Genomic DNA, 17,191 nt, shown 5'->3' on the forward strand with positions numbered 1-17,191 from the left:
CTGGGGTACTGTGCGGGTGCGGCCGCGTTTTCCGAACATGTGCTTCGGATAACCGTGCGGAGACTCTCTCAGCCTCGCTACTGGAGCGTGCCGGTGCACACCTTCCTGCGCTCCTGCAGGGGAACCCACCCTCTCGGGTGCTCCGCTTCTCCTTGCTTCGCTGCGGAGAGCACCCGAGAGGGTACCCTGATGTCGCTTCCGGAAGGTGCACCGGCTCGCCCTGGCTGGGGCGTTAAGTTCGGGCACCCTGATGTCACTACGGACGACACCGCCCCTCTTGCCTCCCCCCCCCGGCGCATAGTAGGCTAGTGTTCAAAATATGTTCTCTCAAGGGCAAACAACGAAGAGCCCCTGAACGAGCGGACAAAGATGCAGCTATATTTCACGAGGAAGTGCCCACCTATGCGTCGACAGAACACCCTACGAACCCTCGCCGGGGCTCTACTCCCGCTGACCCTGCTGCTTAGCTCCTGCGCATCCGGGCAGCCCAGCGCCGACTCCTCAGCGTCCGCTAACGCTGAGAAGGCGTATAGCGCTTCCAAGAGCCCCGATAGTCAAGCTATCGAAAAAGTAGAGAACCTCGCCTCACTTTCTGACAATGTTGCTCGTGCCTACCAGCGCTCCCTGAGCCAGTGCATGACTGAACGAGGATTCCCGAACTACAAGGTTCCTGCCGGAGAAACTGAAATCCCGCTGCTACAGACCGCTGGTTTCGAACCTCTCACCGTCGCGGATGCCCGCACTCGCGGATACAAAGAGCGCTACTCTTTGGTAACTGCTGAGCTGGAAGAGCAGAGCCGTACTATGAGCGAAGCCGAAATGCAGGCTCTAAACGGCACCGAAGGAAAGGGCGGTTGCCAGCAAGAAGCCACCCGCGCAGTCTTCGGTTCAGAAGAATCCCGTGCGATCATAAAAAAGGTCAACGTCACTGCGGTTCACTACCTCAACAACGACGCAATCTTCAAAGACCTTGGGCCTGCCACCGAGAAGTGGGCACAGTGCATGAAAGAACGCTTCGGAGGCGACTACACCAGTCCGGATATGGCTCGCGAACAGTACCGCCAGAACAACCAAGACACCCACGAACTGGCAATCAACGATGCGACCTGCCGTGAAGCAACCGGGCTAGATGCAGAACAGCGAAAGATGGCTATCGCTTACCTGAGTTCCTTCCTCGAAAAGGAGCAGGGTCTCATCGAGCAGGTGACCACCGCCAAGAAAACTGCTGAAGAGAATGCCCGAAAGATTCTGAGTTAACCCTCCGGGCTAATCAGACCGGACTATCCAGAACAGGCGTACAGAGTAGCTGCAACAGCTACACCTCGTCACAGCGTATTGTGCCCGGCACGTATCCCCGTGCCGGGCACAAACTAACCCCACACGGCATCGCCGCCTAAGCCCAAACGGCACAGACAACAGCGTTCCCGTACGCGCACCCAAAGAAGGGACACCATGAGCGCCACCCCCACCCGCCAGAAGAAAACCCTCTGGCTCTACGGCATTATCGCCCTGCTCCTCATCATCACTGTCGGCACGCTCATCAGCGCCCAAAACATCAAAACCACCGCCCAGAAAGACGCGGAAGCGGCACCCCCGGACCCCTCCACCATCACCGCCACGGTCACCCGCGAGAAACTGCGCACCACCGTGCCCCTGACCTGCACCGCGAACTACGCCACCTCAACCCCGCTACGCTACAGCGGTGAAGGACAGTACACCGCAATCACCATCAAACACGGTGACACCGTCGGCAACGGCACCCTCATCGCAGAAGTCAACGGTGAACCTCTCATCACCCTCACCGGCGGCTTCGCGCTCTATCGCGACCTCAAACTCGACGACAGCGGCCCCGACGCCGCACTCCTCAACGAGGCACTGACCGCCATGGGACGCCAGGGTCCGCAGCCCGCGCGCATCACCGAAGACACCTACGAGGCTCTCAACAACCTCCTCGACAGCCTCGGCTACCCGCACATCAAGACTGACCAGCCTATTCCCGCCCGCTACTTCCTCATCATCAGCCGTGCCGGAGTCGTCACCGGCAACCCCCGCGCAACCGGCGCTATCGCAGATGGTCCCGTAGCCACCATCGCAGAAGGTAGCAAGACCCTCAGCTGCACCGGAACCACCGGTAGGCTCACCCCCGAAGCCCGTAGCGGTCAGAAGGTAACCGTGCCCTCCCTCGGTGATACTGAGTACGTCGCAACCCTCGGATACAAGAACACCTCCGAAGTCGCGGGTGCCGCAGGCAACAGCCAGGCCGGTCGCCAGGCCAATGGTGCAGACGGTGCGGCTGGCTCCAACCTCAACGGCGCAGCCGGTGCGGCAGGAAGCACCGAAGGGGAACGCATCCTCACCCTCGACGTAGGGGATAAGGCGGACAGCCTTCGAGGCGCCGTCAATGCGGAACTCACTCTCGAAGAAACCCCCGAAGCGCACCTGGTCGTGCCCTCATCGGCGCTCTACACCCGTGACGGACAGACCCGAGTCATCGTGCTCGGCCCCGAAAGCTCCAACGGATCGAAGGCCCGTGAAGAACGCGAGGTAACCGTTACCGTCATCAGCAACGCCAACGGCAAGAACGCCGTCACCGGTGACCTGCACGAAGGCGACAGCGTCAAAATCATGCGCGAGAAAAAGTAGGGAGTAGCCATGACTGACTCCCGCGCCGCTCACGCGCACCCACCAGCCTATAGCGTCGATATTCAGGGAGTGTCCCAGCACTTTATGCAGGGTGACACTCGAATTGACGTGCTCAAAAATATTGACCTGAAAGTCCGCTACGGAGAAGTCGTCGCAATCCTGGGACCGTCCGGCAGCGGCAAATCAACCCTGCTGAACATCCTCGGTCTGCTCAGCACGCCCGCCTCCGGCAGCTACCTGCTGGACGGTACAGACACCGCAACCTTCAACGCGGCACAGCGAGCTGAAGCGCGCCTGGACAGCATCGGTTTCGTCTTCCAGGCGTTCCACCTCATCGAGCATAAGAACGTGTACCGCAACGTTGAGCTACCGCTCATCTACCGTGGCGTGCCCAAAGCGGAACGAGCACAACGGGTTGCGGATACTCTCGCCCTGCTGGGGTTGAGCCACCGGACGGATGCGCCCATCACCACTCTCTCCGGCGGTGAAAAGCAGCGTGTGGCTATTGCTCGTGCGCTCATTGGGGAACCGGCGTTGCTGCTTTGTGATGAGCCGACCGGCTCGCTGGATGAAGAGCTCACCCGCGAAGTCATTGACCTGCTCCGTGAATGTACGGGTGACCAGCAAAGCACGATTGTGATTACTCACGACCCGCTCGTGGCGGAGCACTGCGACCGGGTGCTACGTATGCACGAGGGGCAACTCATCGAGCAGGATGCACCGCGGCAGGAAGAAACGACCGCCCGCGCGTCTCTGAACCTGCCTAGCTTTGCTGAGGAACAAGTTTCTAAGCCGCAGGGGCGTGGTCGTGCACCTTGGGCGCTCGCCTCCCTCAAAGAAGCCTGGGACGCTACCGTGCACCGGGTGAGGCGCAATATCTTCACCATGCTTGGTGTGGTTCTGGGTATCGCTTCGCTTGTGCTGACCGTTGGTCTGACCGCCACCATTTCTGGGCAGCTGGCAGACAGCTTCGACATTTTTAGGGCTAAGCACCTGACGATTAGCTCTACCCGCACCGAATCCATGAGCCGGGCTGAACTCTTGAGCCTGGCGGCAAGCGAAAATTATCGGCGCGTTAGTCAGCTGAACGGAGTGACCGGTACCGCGCTGGTGGATCAGCTGGATGAATCCGCGGATATTCAGCGCGGCCCAGACAACTTTGGCGAGCGCGGTGCTAACGTGACGGCTGCCGTCCTTGCGGCAACGCCCAGTATCTTTAGCGTGCAGGGTCACGAACTGGTGTGGGGTCGCACCTTCGATGAGGGGCATGTGGAGCGGAACGATAAGGTCGTGGTGCTTAGCGAAAGCGTGATGCGCCAGCTCGCGCTGCCCTATAGCCCCGGGGTCACGGTTTATATTCACGATGAGCCGTACACCGTTATCGGTGTGGTGCGGGAGAATCCCTCGCTGACTCTGTCGTACGGTTCGGTCTACTTGCCGCTTGGCGCGAAGCCTGGTGCCGATGTTGAAGAAGCGCAGCCCGCTGCCGGTGGCGGTGCCGCTGCGGCGCAGACCGGTAAGCGTTCCACTCAGATTGTGGTGAGTACTGTTGCAGGTGCCGCAAACCAGATTGCGGAGGAAGCACCGTACGCGCTCTCGCCGGAACGTCCCACCCTGTATAGCGTGAGTGTTCCGCCGGAGCCGAAGACCCTTCGTGAGGCTGTCGACCAGCAGCAACGCGCCATGCTTCTAGCAATGAGCGTTATTACCCTCGTAATTGGTGCGATGGGCATTATGAATACGTTCCTGGTTGCGGTGATGGAGCGTCGCCGTGAGGTGGGTTTGCGTCTGGCTATTGGTATGCGCCCTTCGGGTATTCTGCTGCAGTTCTCGGCGGAGGCGTTGCTGACCGGCATCCTGGGTGCTGTGGCTGGTATTGTGCTGGCGGTTAACGGCATCTCGATTGTGTCTTTGATGAACCGTTGGACGCCGATTATTAGTGCCGACACTATTCTGCTGGGCCTGGGTGCTGGTGCGCTGGTTGGTGTGTTGGCTGGTCTGTACCCGGCGGCGAAGGCTTCGCGTATTGATCCGGCACAGACCCTGGCGGCAGGCTAGTCGTTGAGGAAGGCGTGGAGGGGCGGTGTCGTCCGTAAGTGACATCAGGGCGTTCTCCGTAGCCTATGCGGACCAGGCGGTGAGGCTACACCTTCCGGAAGCGCCCTCAGGGTGTCACACGGGTGCTCTCCGCAGCGAAGCGAGGAAGGGCGGAGCGCCCGTGTGACGGGTGCCCCTGCGTAGGCGCGGAGGAAGTGTGTAGCGAACCGCCACAGGAGCAGAGATAAGCAAAGAACGCCCCGTCCGTATCACTCAGATACAGACGGAGCGTTCTTTATAAAGCGTGGCTTGCTTGGTTATAGCCTACTCAGTAACGCCGAGGTTGCTCATCAGGAACGCGTAATCCCATGCGATTTCACGCCAACGCACTGGAGCATGCAGATTCCGAGCGCGCGAGGCACCAAATCTGCATGCGGAAGGGTATACGCGGTTGGCGTGTCTACAGCCTACTTGGTAATGCCGAGGTTGCTCATGAGGAACGCGTAATCCCACGCGATCTCACGCCAACGCGTATACCGGCCCGAACCACCACCGTGACCGCCCGACATGTCAATCTTCAGCAGCGGTACCGGCGAGGACGGGTCAATCTGCTCGCGCAGCGCCGCAATCCACTTGGCGGGTTCCACGTAGAGCACGCGGGTGTCGTGCAGGCTCGTCACCGCAGCAATTGCCGGGTAGCGGACCGGGCGGATGTTCTCGTACGGGGTGTAGGACTTCATGTAGGCGTAGACCTCGGGGTCCTCAATCGGGTTGCCCCACTCCTCCCACTCCATCGCCGACAGCGGCAACTCCGGGTCGAGGATGGTGGTCAGCGCATCCACGAACGGTACGGCGGCCAGGCAGGCGGCGTACTTTTCGGGGGCGAGGTTCACGACGGCGCCCATGAGCAGGCCGCCCGCGCTACCGCCGTAGCAGCCGATACGCGCCTCATCCGCCCAGGGTTTAGCCGCAATGTAGCTGGTGACGTCCACGAAGTCGGTGAAGGTGTTCTTCTTCGCGAGCTTCTTGCCGTTCTGGTACCAGGAGCGTCCCATCTCGCCGCCGCCGCGAATGTGCGCGATGACGTAGATGACGCCGCGGTCCAGGATTGACAGCATCGGGATGGAGAACATCGGGTCCATGGACGACTCGTACGAGCCGTAACCGTACTGGATGACGGGGTGCGGCTTGCTCATGTCCAGGTCGGCGCGGTGAATCACCGAGATCGGGATGAGCGTGCCGTCCGCCGCCGGTGCCCAGTCGCGGTAAGCGCGGTAGTCCTCGCGGTTGTAGCCGCCGAGCACAGGGGTTTCGCGGCGCAACAGCAGGGTCTGCGACATGGGGAAGTAGTCGTAGACACGGCGCGGGGTCAGGTACGAGGTGTAGGCGATGCGCAGCACGGGGGAGTAGTTCTCGGCGCGCAGCACGGATGCGGTGTACAGCTCCTCGTCGAAACCGGCCGGTTCCATGAAGGTCACGCCCGCGGGTCGGCGGCGGCGCCACTGGATGGGCAGCTGCTCACGCGGTGCGAGGAAGATGCGGGTGGTCGTGTCCGCGCGGGCGGTGACGACCAGGTGCGTTGCAGTGAAGGTGAAGCCCTCCAGGCGCACGTGCTCGCTGTGGCGGATGACCGGCACCCAACGCTGCGCGTACTCTTCGAGGCTTTCACCTTCGCGCGGCATGTCTGCGAGGACCAGCTCGGAGTTCAACGCATTGTAGTCGTGCTGAATCAGCAGGTGCTGCTCGCCGGCAATGTTGAGCGGCTCGGCGTAGTATTCGATGCCTGCGCTCTTGGGGATGAGCAGGGTCGGCTCGCCCTTGGGTTCGCGGGTGGGGATGAGGCGCACCTCCGTGTATTCGGAGTTGGAGCTGGTGAGCACTACGGAGGAACGGTCGGAGCTCATGGCGGCGCCGAGCCACATGGTGTTGTCCGGTTCCTCGTAGATGAGGTGGTCTTCGGTGCCCTGGCCGACGTCGTGCACGTACACGCGCCAGGGGCGCCAGGAGTCGTCGGGGACGAGGTAGATGAGCTGCTCGGCGTGGTTGATGAAGAAGGAGCCCGCCGCAATGTTGGGGATGGTGTCCTCGAGGAAGGAGCCGGTTTCCATGTTGAGGAAGCGCTGCTCGTAGCGTTCGTCGCCCTTCTCGTCCACGGAGATGCTCAGCAACTTGCCGCTGCGGGAGGGCTGGAAGCTGCCGAGGGAGAAGAACTCCATATCCTTGGCGTACTCGTTGCAGTCCAGGATGACGATTTCGCCCTCGAGCGGCTCGCCGGGCTTGACGGTCGGCGGGGTGTAGCGCACCACCTCGTCGCCCTCGTTGAGGGCGGGGTAGCGGTAGAAGACGGGGTACTGGCCGCCGGGCACCATGCGGCTGTAGTACCACCAGGCGCCGATGCGGTTCGGAACGGTCAGATCGGCGAGGAGGGTGCGGTCCTTAATCTCGTTGAAGATGGACTCGCGGAGGGGCTGCTGGTCTGCGGTGACGGCTTCGGTGTACTCGGCTTCTGCCTTGAGGTAGTCGAGGACCTCTTCGCTTTCCTTGTCGCGGAGCCATTCGTAGGGGTCGATGAAGACGTCGCCGTGGTGTTCGCGGCGGTGCTCGACCTTCTTCGGTACGGGCGGGGTGAGGTTCTGTTCAGCCATGCTGCCACCTCTTTCATTGAGTTATGGGTTTGTGAATGGTGTGTGCCGTCTGTGCCCGCGTTCCTGTGCCGCCGGGTGGCGGTGAGGGTGCGCGGGGGGACTGTGGGCACGCCTAGTTCTAGTGTATCGAAGAGTGAGGCAGGCTACTATATTGCGGCTTGTGCGGGGTCGCCCGGCTCAGCCTGTGGAAGCCCCGCCGGAACGGGCGCGCCCAGCGGCTAGTTGGAGCGCCCCTTAATGGACATGAGGGTGCGGCGGCCCGCCTTGTTCGCCTTCGTGAAGGCGCGGTTGCTCTGCCGGTACTCGCGTTCCTGGGAGCGCAGGCGCAGGCGCGCGGATTCGGCCATCATCCTGCGGTAGCGTTCGAAGCGTTCGGGGTCGAGGATGCCGTCGGCGAGGGCCTGCTGCACCGCGCATCCGGGTTCGGAGCCGTGGGAACAGTCGCTGTACCGGCAGGTGGAAGCGTAACTGGAGACGTCCTCGAAGGTTTCGTCAATCGCGGCGCTATCGCTCGTGGCGGCTAGCGCTCGCACGCCCGGGGTGTCAATGAGCACCGTGCCTGCCGAAGATTCTGCACCGGAGTCTGCCTCACCGGGCAGAACAATCATCTGGCGGCTGGTGGTGGTGTGGCGCCCCTTGCCGTCAGTGCCGCGAACCGCGGAGGTGGCCTGCACCCGGTTTTCTGAGCTGGCCTCGCGGGGGTCGGCTCCCGGGTTGAGCAGGGCGTTGACCAGGGTTGATTTACCGGCACCGCTACGGCCCAGGAACGCGGCGGTGCGTCCGGCGACGAGCTCCGCCACTGGAGCGGGGTCGTAGCCGTTGTCCGTGCAGACGGCGAGCACCGCATCCACGCCGCCCGCGAGGGATTCCTCGTAGCCGGCGAGCTGTTCGGCCGTCACCAGGTCACCCTTGGTGAGAATCAGCGCGACCTGCACCCCGGAGGCGTGCGCCAGGGCGGTGTAGCGTTCAATGCGCCCGATGGACGGCTCGGGGAAGCACGGCTCAACGATGCAGAGCATATCCACGTTGGCGGCGACGGGCTGATCCGCGGATTCTCGGGTGGCGCTGGGGCGGGTGAGGTAGCTTCGCCGGGGCAGAATCGCGAGGGGCTTATGCTCTGCGGGGTGGGTTTCACCGCCGGTTCCGGGGATGGGCTGGGCGAGCACCCAGTCACCCACGACGGGGTATTCCTCTCCGCCGTAGTCGTTTTCGACCGGACGCAGGGGAGCGGAGAGCTTCACGAGCTCGCCCCGCTCGCAGGTCAGTAGCTCGCAGCGGGTGCGGTGCACGGCGCTGACGCGGGCGAGGGTGAAATCCTCGAGAGTACCGTCGAGGGTGAACGCGGCGCGAATTGCCGCGCCCTGCCAGGAGGGGTCGAAGCCGAGGGCCTCGAGCGTGTACACGGCGGGAGGAGTAGTCACGGGAGTGGTCTTTCTTGGTTGCGGCGCCCGGTTGTTTGCAGCACCCGGGTAGCGGGCACGGGCACTTAAAAGGTTCGTTCTTTTTATCTCGGGTACGCGCCTTATAGCAGCGAGGCGCGGGCACCGGCGCGGATGCGGCGGGCGGCGAGGAGCGTAAGCCCCAACCCCGCCGCGGCGTAGAGTCCCGCCAGTGCCGTGTCTACCGCCAGGAGCGCGAACAGATCCGGTGCGGCGCCGCTTACAATACCGCCAGAGGTATCTAGAGCCTGCACCAGCCGGGAGCCGGGAACCCAGGAACACAGCCACGCAAGCCATGCGGGGTAGGTGCTCACCGGAACGATCACGCCCGCGCTGACCGGCAGAATAATCGACAGAAAATTGGACCCCGTGTACGGATCCGACAGGTACAGGCCCAGCCCGGCGGCAAAAATGCCCAGGCAGACCCCGCCCAGAACCGCAACCGGCATCAGCGCGATGGCTCCAAGCAGAAGCCCGGAACCCGCCCCGGTAGAGGGTGCCGTGAGGGAGAGCAACCACACGATACCCACGTTGCTCAGGCCCGTCACGGATGCCAGCAACGCGGGCACCGCCGCCGCACCCAGCCAGTAGCCTGCATCCACCGCTCGTGCCGTGCACACGTACTCGAAGACGCCGATCCACCGGTCGGTGGCGACGCGCGCGACGATGCCGGCGGCCACCGAGCTGAGGGTGGCAATCAGGGCGGTCGCGCAGCCGATGCGCACCGTATCGTTCGCGGCGAGGTCGGCGCCCAAAAGCACCGTAAAAAGCACGTTGAGGCCCGGCACGAGCACCAGGGTAGTGATGGCCGTTCCGAGGGTTGCGAAGGTAATCGATGACGACCAGCCGATAGAGGCGGTAGACAGAGCCCGACGCACCACCCCGGGCAGGGAATCAGTAGAGAGAACACGCACGCTACATCGCCCCCAGGGTGCCGCGACGACGGGCGGAGGCGAGAGCCTTCCGGGCAAAGAGGAAGGCGCACAACGCCCAAGCGAGGCTCACGGCGAGCGTCTGCGCAACGGGCAGGAGCGCATCCGCCGGGGTGTTCATGGGGGTGCGCCCAAGTAGCAGGTGCACCGGCGCCTGCAGGGGAATGAGCGTGCCTACAGCATCCAGCCAGGCGGGCGCCTCAACCATCGTGAATAGAACCCCGGAGAGAATAAATACCGGCACGAGGAGCAGCTCCTCGTAGGCGATAGCGTTTGGCGTCGCCACGAAAAACACCGCAATCATGAACGTAACCGACAGGCAGGCAAGCCACAACAGGGGAACGCCCAGAACATAGCGCGGCCAGAGCGCAGAAAAGTCCGTGACCTGCGGGTTAAGCGTCACAAGAGCCCAAACCGCCCACGATAGGGGTAGGGCCGCCAGACCCACGATGGAGGCGCTCGAAACGATAGCCGCCAGCACCCGCACCGGAGAAATGGACCCGGAACACAGGTACACGAGGGTCCCGCGGAAGCGCTCAAAATTGATGATGCCCGCAGACACGATGCAGACCGACCACATACCCACGATGCCCGCGCGGGTCCACGCGAGGGTCGGGTCAACGGAGTGACCCTCGGAGCTCTGCGCCGCCGCGCGCACGGCGAGTGCCTGGAGGATGACCGACCCGAGCACCGTGCTGATAAGCAGCTGAATAAAGTACGGGACCGTCAGGAACTGGCGCAGGCTAAATCCCATGAGCCGCAGCTGGCGGGCGCACTCCTGCCACAGGTCGTACTGCCGGTCCTGCTGTTGGGACTCTTCCGAGCGTCGCGTCTTCACGTTCATCGCTTGAGCCCCTCCGCCATCGCCAGGTATGCCTCCTCCAGGGTTGCCGGGCGCGTGTACGGCTCGGTCCTCGCTCCAATGTTCGAGGCGGCGAGCCCCTCCGCCAGGATGCGGTGAGCCTCTCCCGCCTCGAACGTGGCGCGCTCGCCGTGCCAGTAGAGGGTCAGCTCCCAGCCGGAACCGCGCGGGGCGAAGAGCACCGCAGCCTTATCGCCGAGGAGCCCGCGGAGCGTATCAAGCCCCTCGGTGGCGGTGGCCTCGACCTGTACCACGGTCGTGGCGGCAATGCCGGCGTGCGCGGCGATGTCTTCGAGGCTGCCGCTCACGGCGACGGAACCGGCGCCTAACACGGTGATGGTGTGCGCCAGGTCCTCGATTTCGCCGAGCAGGTGGCTCGTCAGCAGAACGGCGGCGCCGTCTTCCGCGAGGGAGCGGATGAGGGTTCGCACGGTCAGGGCGATATCGGGGTCGAGCCCGTTGGTCGGCTCGTCCAGCAGGAGCAGGGCGGGGGAGCCGAGCAGCGCGCGAGCGATGTGCAGGCGCTGCTTCATGCCGCGGGAAAACTCTTGAAAGGGTCGCGCCGCCGCATCGGTGAGTTCCACGCGGGCTAGGGCGTGGTCCACCTCGCGCCGCCGGCTCCGCCCGGAAACCCCCGCAACATCGGCGAAGAAGAGCAGGTTGTCGCGGGCGCTGGCGCGCGGGTAGAAGCCGCTATCCCCGCCGAGTGCGAGACCCACGTGACGGCGTGCCCGCTGCGGGTGGGCGATGGCGTTGATGCCGTTCACGGTGAGGGTGCCGCTGGTGGGGGTGAGCAGGGTTGAGCACATCTGCACGGTGGTTGTTTTGCCCGCGCCGTTGGGGCCGAGGAGGGCGTGGATCTCGCCGGAGCTGATGCGAAGGGACACGCGGTCGACGGCGGTGAAGGCGCGTTCGCCTGTGCCAAAGATGCGGCTAAGCTGTGCCGCATCGAGAACGAGAGACATGGTAGGTAACCTTCGGGTATGGCCCTCTGGCCCCTGTACCGGAGGGATGCTGGGCAGGATAAACGGCGTAGTGAGCCGCGCCCTGCGTGAGTGTATGTGTAGTCCCAGTGTACCGAAAACCCCAGGTAAAAGTGATGGGAGTTACTATGTGGGGGCGCCTCCGCATCTCGATTGCCTAGCCCTCGGATTGCCCCGGCATCGTCACCAACGTTTTGTTGCAGGCAGGTTTTTGTTACAGACGTTAAAAAACGTCATGTTTGCAATGAAGCGTCTTAAAGTGCCGCGCACCCCTAAAACTCTTGACCCCGCGCAACCGATTATGACACCCTAATGACAGGTCAAGAGCGCCAGCGACAAGCCCCAGCTAGCTGGCCGGCAACCCTCCTCCGCGGTGGGGTGCCCTGGGTGAAGACCGGGCGGCACGCACAAGCGTGACGCAAGCGCGGGACCGATGTGACCGAATTCGGTACATCAATCGTGACAGGACAACTCAACGACGATTCCTGTACCAATCGGCATGCGGCCCCCTAACTATCCCCTTAGGAGAGCCACGCATGAGCAACAACACTACCGTCCCGACTCCCGCCAACCCCGCCGGTTGGAAGTTCGAAACCCGCCAGATTCACGCGGGACAGGCACCGGATGCCGCAACGGGAGCTCGGGCACTACCCATCTACCAGACCACTTCCTTCGTCTTTGACAGTGCAGAGCAGGCCGCAAACCGCTTCGCTCTCGCCGAGCTGGGACCCATTTACACCCGCATGAACAACCCCACCCAGGAAGCTATCGAAAACCGCATCGCTTCCCTGGAAGGTGGCGTTGGCGCGCTGCTGCTGGCCTCCGGTCAGGCAGCTATCACCTACGCAATCCTGAACATTGCCGGCGCCGGTGACCACGTGGTCGCCTCGCCCTCCATATACGGCGGCACCTACAACCTGCTCAAGTACACCCTCGCCGACCTCGGCATCGAAACCACCTTCGTTGAGGACCCGGACGACCTGGACGCATGGCGCGCCGCGGTTCGCCCCAACACCAAGCTGTTCTACGGCGAGTCCGTGCCTAACCCCCGCAACGACGTGCTCGACATTGAGCCCATCGCCAAGATTGCGCACGAAAACGGCGTGCCCCTGATCCTGGACAACACCGTACCCACCCCCTACCTGCTGCGCCCCATCGAGCACGGCGCAGACGTAGTCGTCCACTCCGCCACCAAGTACCTGGGCGGCCACGGCACCTCCATCGGTGGCGTAATCGTTGACTCCGGTAACTTCGACTACGGTGCAGACCCCGAGAAGTTCCCCAAGTTCAACCAGCCCGCCCCCGGCTACCACGGCCTAGTCTACGCACGCGATCTGGGTAAGGACTCCGCCTTCGGTGCGAACCTCTCCTACATTCTGAAGGCCCGCGTCTCCCTGCTGCGCGACACCGGCGCCGCAATCTCCCCGACCAACGCCTTCAACATCGGCATCGGCCTGGAGACCCTCTCCCTGCGCATCGAGCGCCACATCGAGAACGCCACCAAGGTCGCCCGTTGGCTCGAAGCCAACCCGCTGGTTGACCGCGTCATCTGGGCCGGCCTGGAATCCTCCCCCTGGTACGAGCGTGCCCAGAAGTACCTACCCAAGGGCCCCGGTGCGGTCGTCGGTTTCACCCTCAAGGACGCAACCCTGGAACAGACCCGCGACTTCGTGGACGCCCTGAAGCTGCACTCCAACGTGGCGAACATCGGTGACGTGCGCTCGCTCGTGATTCACCCGGCCTCCACCACCCACTCCCAGCTGTCCGCCGAGGAGCTGGAGAAGATTGGCGTGTACCCGAACTTCGTCCGCCTGGCAGTTGGTATTGAGAACATCGACGATATTCTCGCCGACCTGCAGCTGGGCTTCGACACCCTCTCCTAAACGCGGCGGCCCGCCCTCGTGGACGAGCCGAGGAGGCGCCGCCCGGCACCCCTCAGCCCGTCCGCGGGGGAGTACCCCGCATCCGTTATCTTTGCCGTTTCTGACCCGCCGCCCCTAACTGGCCGACGCGTTCTTACCGCCGCGACGCGGACAGCTCTGCACAACCCACCGGAGGGACCCATGACCGCTCAGACCACCCCCGAAACCTGTACTACCCAGCCCGTGACCGCCCCCATTCCCGTGGCCGGCACCCGCACCGAGCATCCCGAGGCGCAGGGCTACCTGCGTCAGCTGGCCATCGGTGACTTTGAACTTGAATCCGGCATCACCCTGCCGCAGGTGACCATCGGTTACGAAACCTGGGGTACCCTCAACGAGACCGGCGATAACGCCATCCTCATCCTGCACGCACTCACCGGCGACACGCATGTCTCCCGCGGCGTGCCCACCCCGGACATGCCCGCGCCCCTCATCCGCGCTATCGAATCCGACGGCTGGTGGGAGGGCATCGTGGGCCCCGGCGCGGTCATCGACACCAACCGATACTTCGTCGTTGCCCCCAATATTCTGGGCGGCTGCTACGGTTCGACCGGTCCGGCCAGCATCATTCCCGAAGGCTACCCGGGCGCCGGCGAGCACTGGGGATCCCGATTCCCGCTCGTCACCATCCGCGACTCGGTGCGCGCCGAGGCGCGTCTGGCCCGGGCCCTGGGCATCACGAGCTTCCGCTACGTCATCGGCGGTTCCCTCGGGGGCGCACGCGCCGTAGAATGGGCCGCAACCAACCCCGAGCTGGTGCGCGGATGCGCGGTCATCGCCTCCGGTCCTTCGGCCACCGCCGAGCAGATTTCCTGGGCGCACACGCAGAACCTGGCGATTCGCTCCGACGCGAACTTTGCCGGCGGCGACTACTACAACGGCCCCGCGCCGGCCGCGGGCCTCGCCCTGGCCCGCCGCATCGCCCACACCACCTACCGCAGCCCCGCCGAGCTGGAGCACCGCTTCGGCCGCGAGGAGAACCGCGGAGAAAGCGTTGAGGGTGGCTTGCTGGGTCAGCATCGCGGACGCTACGCCATCGAGAGCTACCTGGATCACCACGGCAACAAGCTGGTGGAACGCTTCGACGCGAACAGCTACCTGGCCGTCAACGAGGCCCTCATCTCGCACGATGTGGCGCGCGGTCGCGGCTCGCTCTCGCAGGCGCTGGCCCGCACCGATTGCGAGTGGACGATTGCCGCGGTGAACACCGATCGCCTGTTCTTCCCGCACGAGTCGCATCGCCTGGCGGAGGCGTTGCCCAACCCGGTCGAGGTGAACATCATCGAGTCGAACCACGGCCACGATGGCTTCCTCATCGAGGCAAAGCAGGTGGAACGCATCCTGGCTTGCGCCCTGGGCACGGCCGAGGATGAGCCTCTGGACGAGAAGACTCGCGAGCGCGAGGCTCTCGAATCCATTACGAGCCTGTACCGCACTGTGGCATAGAACCCGCAGGGACGCCTCGGCGGGGGAGGATTTTCCGGAATTTCCGCGGTTGGTGGGGAACTCCGGGGGTACTCATAGTGTCGTCATAGGCTCTTCCACCAGGTGAGAACATCGGTAAAACACCGTTCATGACGGAGCGCGTGCCGCCGGTCCTTCTACGTGAGGGATCGGCGGCACGCGGTCGTTCCACCAAAAATAGTATTTGCACTAGTCAGGTAAATATATTCCGCTGGAAGGGGCGCGGTGCCCCGCCTCAAGATCCTCGGGAACATGCTTTTTGGGGCCCGAAAAGAGAAGACGGCTCAGTTTGCTTTAGACCCGCTCTAACCTCCTAGCATGTAATCCGTGGCAAGTATTCAAGAGGTAGCAGAGCAGTTGGGGGTGAGCACCCACGCACTGCGTTATTACGAAAAAGAGGGGTTAATCGCGGTGCCCCGAGACGCTCACGGAAATCGCGTATTTGACGAAGAGTCCATTTCTTCGGCTCGGTTTATTGCCACTTGCCGACAGGCTGGAATGAGTCTTGCTGACATTCGCACTATTCTGAGCAACCCGCACGACCACGCCCTCTCCATCGAGGTCATGGAACGTGCCCGAGTGAAGATTGAAAACGAAATTCTCGGATTGCAGCTGAATCTTGAGCACCTAGACCGCCGTATTCAGGAGCATCGCCGTCAACTGGGCGATGCGGCCTAGTACGAATACCGCTAGTAGCGACGGCCAACGCAGCGTGGAACGCCCGGTATTCCCCGAATGGGGGGATCCGGGCGTATTTTTATGCCCGGCTGCCTGCGCCTAGCTACCGGGCATCTTTTTCCCGAAGGCTTAACCCCAGGCTGCGTTCTCGGGGTCCACGCCGTGTGCTCGAGCGTTCTCGTAGATGACCTCTCGCAGCCACTCGGCCAGCCCGGTCGCAAGCTTCTCGTAGTGGGCCTTGAAACGTGGATCGGCAACGTAGCCGCGGGCCAGAATAGCGTGCTTGGCGGGGGTGACCTCAAAGAAGAACAGGGAGGCGCGGTGCCGCTCGGCGAGCGCGTTCGCCTCCTCACTGCCCGGCTTCACGCCGCGGGTGAACGCCTCGACGAGGGCTTGTTCCACCTCTTCGGCCTGCTGTTTGCCGTTCTGCCAGTCGGCACTGTTCATCGTCGCGGTACGGCGCTGATATTCGGCCCAGTCGGCTGTGTTTCCGTAACGCTCCTGCGCTTCCTGCTGGTGGGTGAGGCTGAACCCCTCGCCCATGATTTCTGCTTTCTCAGCAGCGCTGAGCTGCTTATTCTTAGGTGCCATGGCATCCTCCAAAGGTTTGGTTCTTCTATCACTGTAGAGCCACACATGAGGTGAGGGTCAAGCTAGCGGCGGAACCCGCGGTACAGGTTTGTGGGGGAGTCCTCGCTAAGATGGGTGCATGAGCGAAAACAAATACGTCGTCGAATACACCCGCCCCGAGAACGAACGCGCGGGCACCCACCTGGTGCTCATGCTACACGGCTACGGCTCCCAGGAGCACGACCTGCTGTCCCTGGCGGCGCACCTTCCGCAGGAGGACTTCACCTACGCCTCCATGCGTGCACCGCAGCCGGTCGGCACCCAGTTCTCCGCGGACTCGACCGGCGCCTACATTGCTGCGGACGCTATCGGCTACCAGTGGTACCCGCTGAACCAGCAGCTCGAATCCGACCAGCGCGCCATCGAGCAGGCGAGCGACTACGTGCTGGAGTGGGTGCGCGCGAACCGCGAGCCCTACGCCTCGGTGACCCTGCTGGGCTTCTCGCAGGGCATGGGTATCGCAACTTCGATGGTGCGTCACGCTCCCGGCGAGTTCGCCGCTGTGGTGGGACTGTCCGGCTACGTGGTAGATTCTGATTCGCCGTACTTCAAGGACGAGGAGCTCAAGGAAACCCAGCTGCCGGTGTTCTTCGGCCGTGACCAGGATGACCCGGTGATTCCGCAGGAGATGGTGAACTACACCTACGACTGGATCCGCAAGTACACCGACGGCATTAAGGTGCTGTACGCCGGTATCGGCCACGGCGTTGGCCCCATGGAGATTCGCCACGTGGGCGAGTTCCTGGAGGTGAAGGTGCAGGGTAAGGAGCCGCGTATTCGTGCGCAGAAGGTTGCGGAGACGACCGGCACCGCCGAGGGTTCTGACGCCTAAATCGACTAAACGTAAAGCCCCCGGGTCTGACGACTCGGGGGCTTACGCGTAGTTCCGTTTGGAAAGGCGGTTATCGTCCTCGTTCCTACAGGGCACCCGCCCTCGCTTCGCTTCGGGCACCCTG

At 63.3% G+C, this 17,191-nt stretch carries 13 protein-coding genes and 1 riboswitch; of the genes, 7 read left to right on the forward strand and 6 right to left on the reverse strand.

The window, feature by feature from the left end; translation table 11 throughout:
- The first annotated feature begins 402 nt into the window (after positions 1 to 402).
- The 3 genes from HMPREF2630_RS01310 (at position 403) to HMPREF2630_RS01320 (ending at position 4,701) form a co-directional block, all read left to right on the forward strand.
- Complete coding sequence (locus tag HMPREF2630_RS01310; RefSeq protein WP_070483075.1) at positions 403 to 1,257, forward strand: hypothetical protein; 855 nt, start codon at positions 403 to 405, stop codon at positions 1,255 to 1,257.
- A 195-nt stretch (positions 1,258 to 1,452) separates the two neighbouring features.
- Positions 1,453 to 2,643, forward strand: a complete 1,191-nt coding sequence (locus tag HMPREF2630_RS01315; protein WP_049347148.1) for an efflux RND transporter periplasmic adaptor subunit — start codon at positions 1,453 to 1,455, stop codon at positions 2,641 to 2,643.
- A gap of 9 nt (positions 2,644 to 2,652) precedes the next feature.
- Positions 2,653 to 4,701, forward strand: coding sequence for an ABC transporter ATP-binding protein/permease (locus tag HMPREF2630_RS01320; protein WP_070483077.1), 2,049 nt, complete (start codon positions 2,653 to 2,655; stop codon positions 4,699 to 4,701).
- A 446-nt stretch (positions 4,702 to 5,147) separates the two neighbouring features.
- On the opposite strand, the gene HMPREF2630_RS01325 is transcribed toward HMPREF2630_RS01320, so the two are convergent.
- From HMPREF2630_RS01325 to HMPREF2630_RS01345, 5 genes are all read right to left on the reverse strand, one after another.
- The gene (locus HMPREF2630_RS01325; protein WP_070483079.1) at positions 5,148 to 7,325 is read right to left on the reverse strand and encodes a S9 family peptidase; all 2,178 of its coding nucleotides are present in this window, start codon (positions 7,323 to 7,325) and stop codon (positions 5,148 to 5,150) included.
- A 218-nt stretch (positions 7,326 to 7,543) separates the two neighbouring features.
- Complete coding sequence (gene rsgA, locus HMPREF2630_RS01330) at positions 7,544 to 8,746, reverse strand: ribosome small subunit-dependent GTPase A (RefSeq protein WP_070483081.1); 1,203 nt, start codon at positions 8,744 to 8,746, stop codon at positions 7,544 to 7,546.
- Positions 8,747 to 8,847: 101 nt separating this feature from the next.
- Positions 8,848 to 9,678 carry an ABC transporter gene (locus tag HMPREF2630_RS01335; protein WP_070483083.1) on the reverse strand — a complete coding sequence of 277 codons (831 nt, stop codon included), beginning with the start codon at positions 9,676 to 9,678 and terminating at the stop codon, positions 8,848 to 8,850.
- Position 9,679: 1 nt separating this feature from the next.
- Positions 9,680 to 10,540 carry an ABC transporter permease gene (locus tag HMPREF2630_RS01340; RefSeq protein WP_070483085.1) on the reverse strand — a complete coding sequence of 287 codons (861 nt, stop codon included), beginning with the start codon at positions 10,538 to 10,540 and terminating at the stop codon, positions 9,680 to 9,682.
- On the reverse strand, positions 10,537 to 11,523 hold the full coding sequence (locus tag HMPREF2630_RS01345; RefSeq protein ID WP_070483086.1) for an ABC transporter ATP-binding protein: 987 nt from the start codon (positions 11,521 to 11,523) through the stop codon (positions 10,537 to 10,539). Before HMPREF2630_RS01345 ends, HMPREF2630_RS01340 begins: the two co-directional genes overlap by 4 nt.
- 336 nt (positions 11,524 to 11,859) lie before the next feature.
- A riboswitch (SAM riboswitch) is annotated at positions 11,860 to 11,972 on the forward strand.
- Positions 11,973 to 12,077: 105 nt separating this feature from the next.
- On the opposite strand from HMPREF2630_RS01345, the gene HMPREF2630_RS01350 reads away from it, so the two are divergent.
- The 3 genes from HMPREF2630_RS01350 to HMPREF2630_RS09375 all read left to right on the forward strand — a co-directional run bounded on the left by HMPREF2630_RS01350 (position 12,078) and on the right by HMPREF2630_RS09375 (position 15,605).
- Positions 12,078 to 13,424, forward strand: coding sequence for a bifunctional o-acetylhomoserine/o-acetylserine sulfhydrylase (locus HMPREF2630_RS01350; RefSeq protein ID WP_049343081.1), 1,347 nt, complete (start codon positions 12,078 to 12,080; stop codon positions 13,422 to 13,424).
- Positions 13,425 to 13,604: 180 nt separating this feature from the next.
- Positions 13,605 to 14,909, forward strand: a complete 1,305-nt coding sequence (locus tag HMPREF2630_RS01355) for a homoserine O-acetyltransferase MetX (RefSeq protein WP_080978731.1) — start codon at positions 13,605 to 13,607, stop codon at positions 14,907 to 14,909.
- A 345-nt stretch (positions 14,910 to 15,254) separates the two neighbouring features.
- Positions 15,255 to 15,605 carry a MerR family transcriptional regulator gene (locus HMPREF2630_RS09375; RefSeq protein WP_049332847.1) on the forward strand — a complete coding sequence of 117 codons (351 nt, stop codon included), beginning with the start codon at positions 15,255 to 15,257 and terminating at the stop codon, positions 15,603 to 15,605.
- 129 nt (positions 15,606 to 15,734) lie between these two features.
- Here the strand turns inward: HMPREF2630_RS09375 and HMPREF2630_RS01365 are convergent, their stop codons facing one another.
- Positions 15,735 to 16,196: a TipAS antibiotic-recognition domain-containing protein gene (locus tag HMPREF2630_RS01365; RefSeq protein ID WP_239663119.1), complete on the reverse strand. Its 462-nt coding sequence runs from the start codon at positions 16,194 to 16,196 to the stop codon at positions 15,735 to 15,737.
- 118 nt (positions 16,197 to 16,314) lie between these two features.
- Here HMPREF2630_RS01365 and HMPREF2630_RS01370 point away from each other — a divergent pair, with 118 nt between their 5' ends.
- Positions 16,315 to 17,067: an alpha/beta hydrolase gene (locus HMPREF2630_RS01370; protein WP_049343082.1), complete on the forward strand. Its 753-nt coding sequence runs from the start codon at positions 16,315 to 16,317 to the stop codon at positions 17,065 to 17,067.
- Positions 17,068 to 17,191: the final 124 nt, after the last annotated feature.

It is taken from the genome of Rothia sp. HMSC072B03 (assembly GCF_001809565.1).
In the GTDB taxonomy this organism is placed as follows: Bacteria; Actinomycetota; Actinomycetes; order Actinomycetales; family Micrococcaceae; genus Rothia; species Rothia mucilaginosa_A.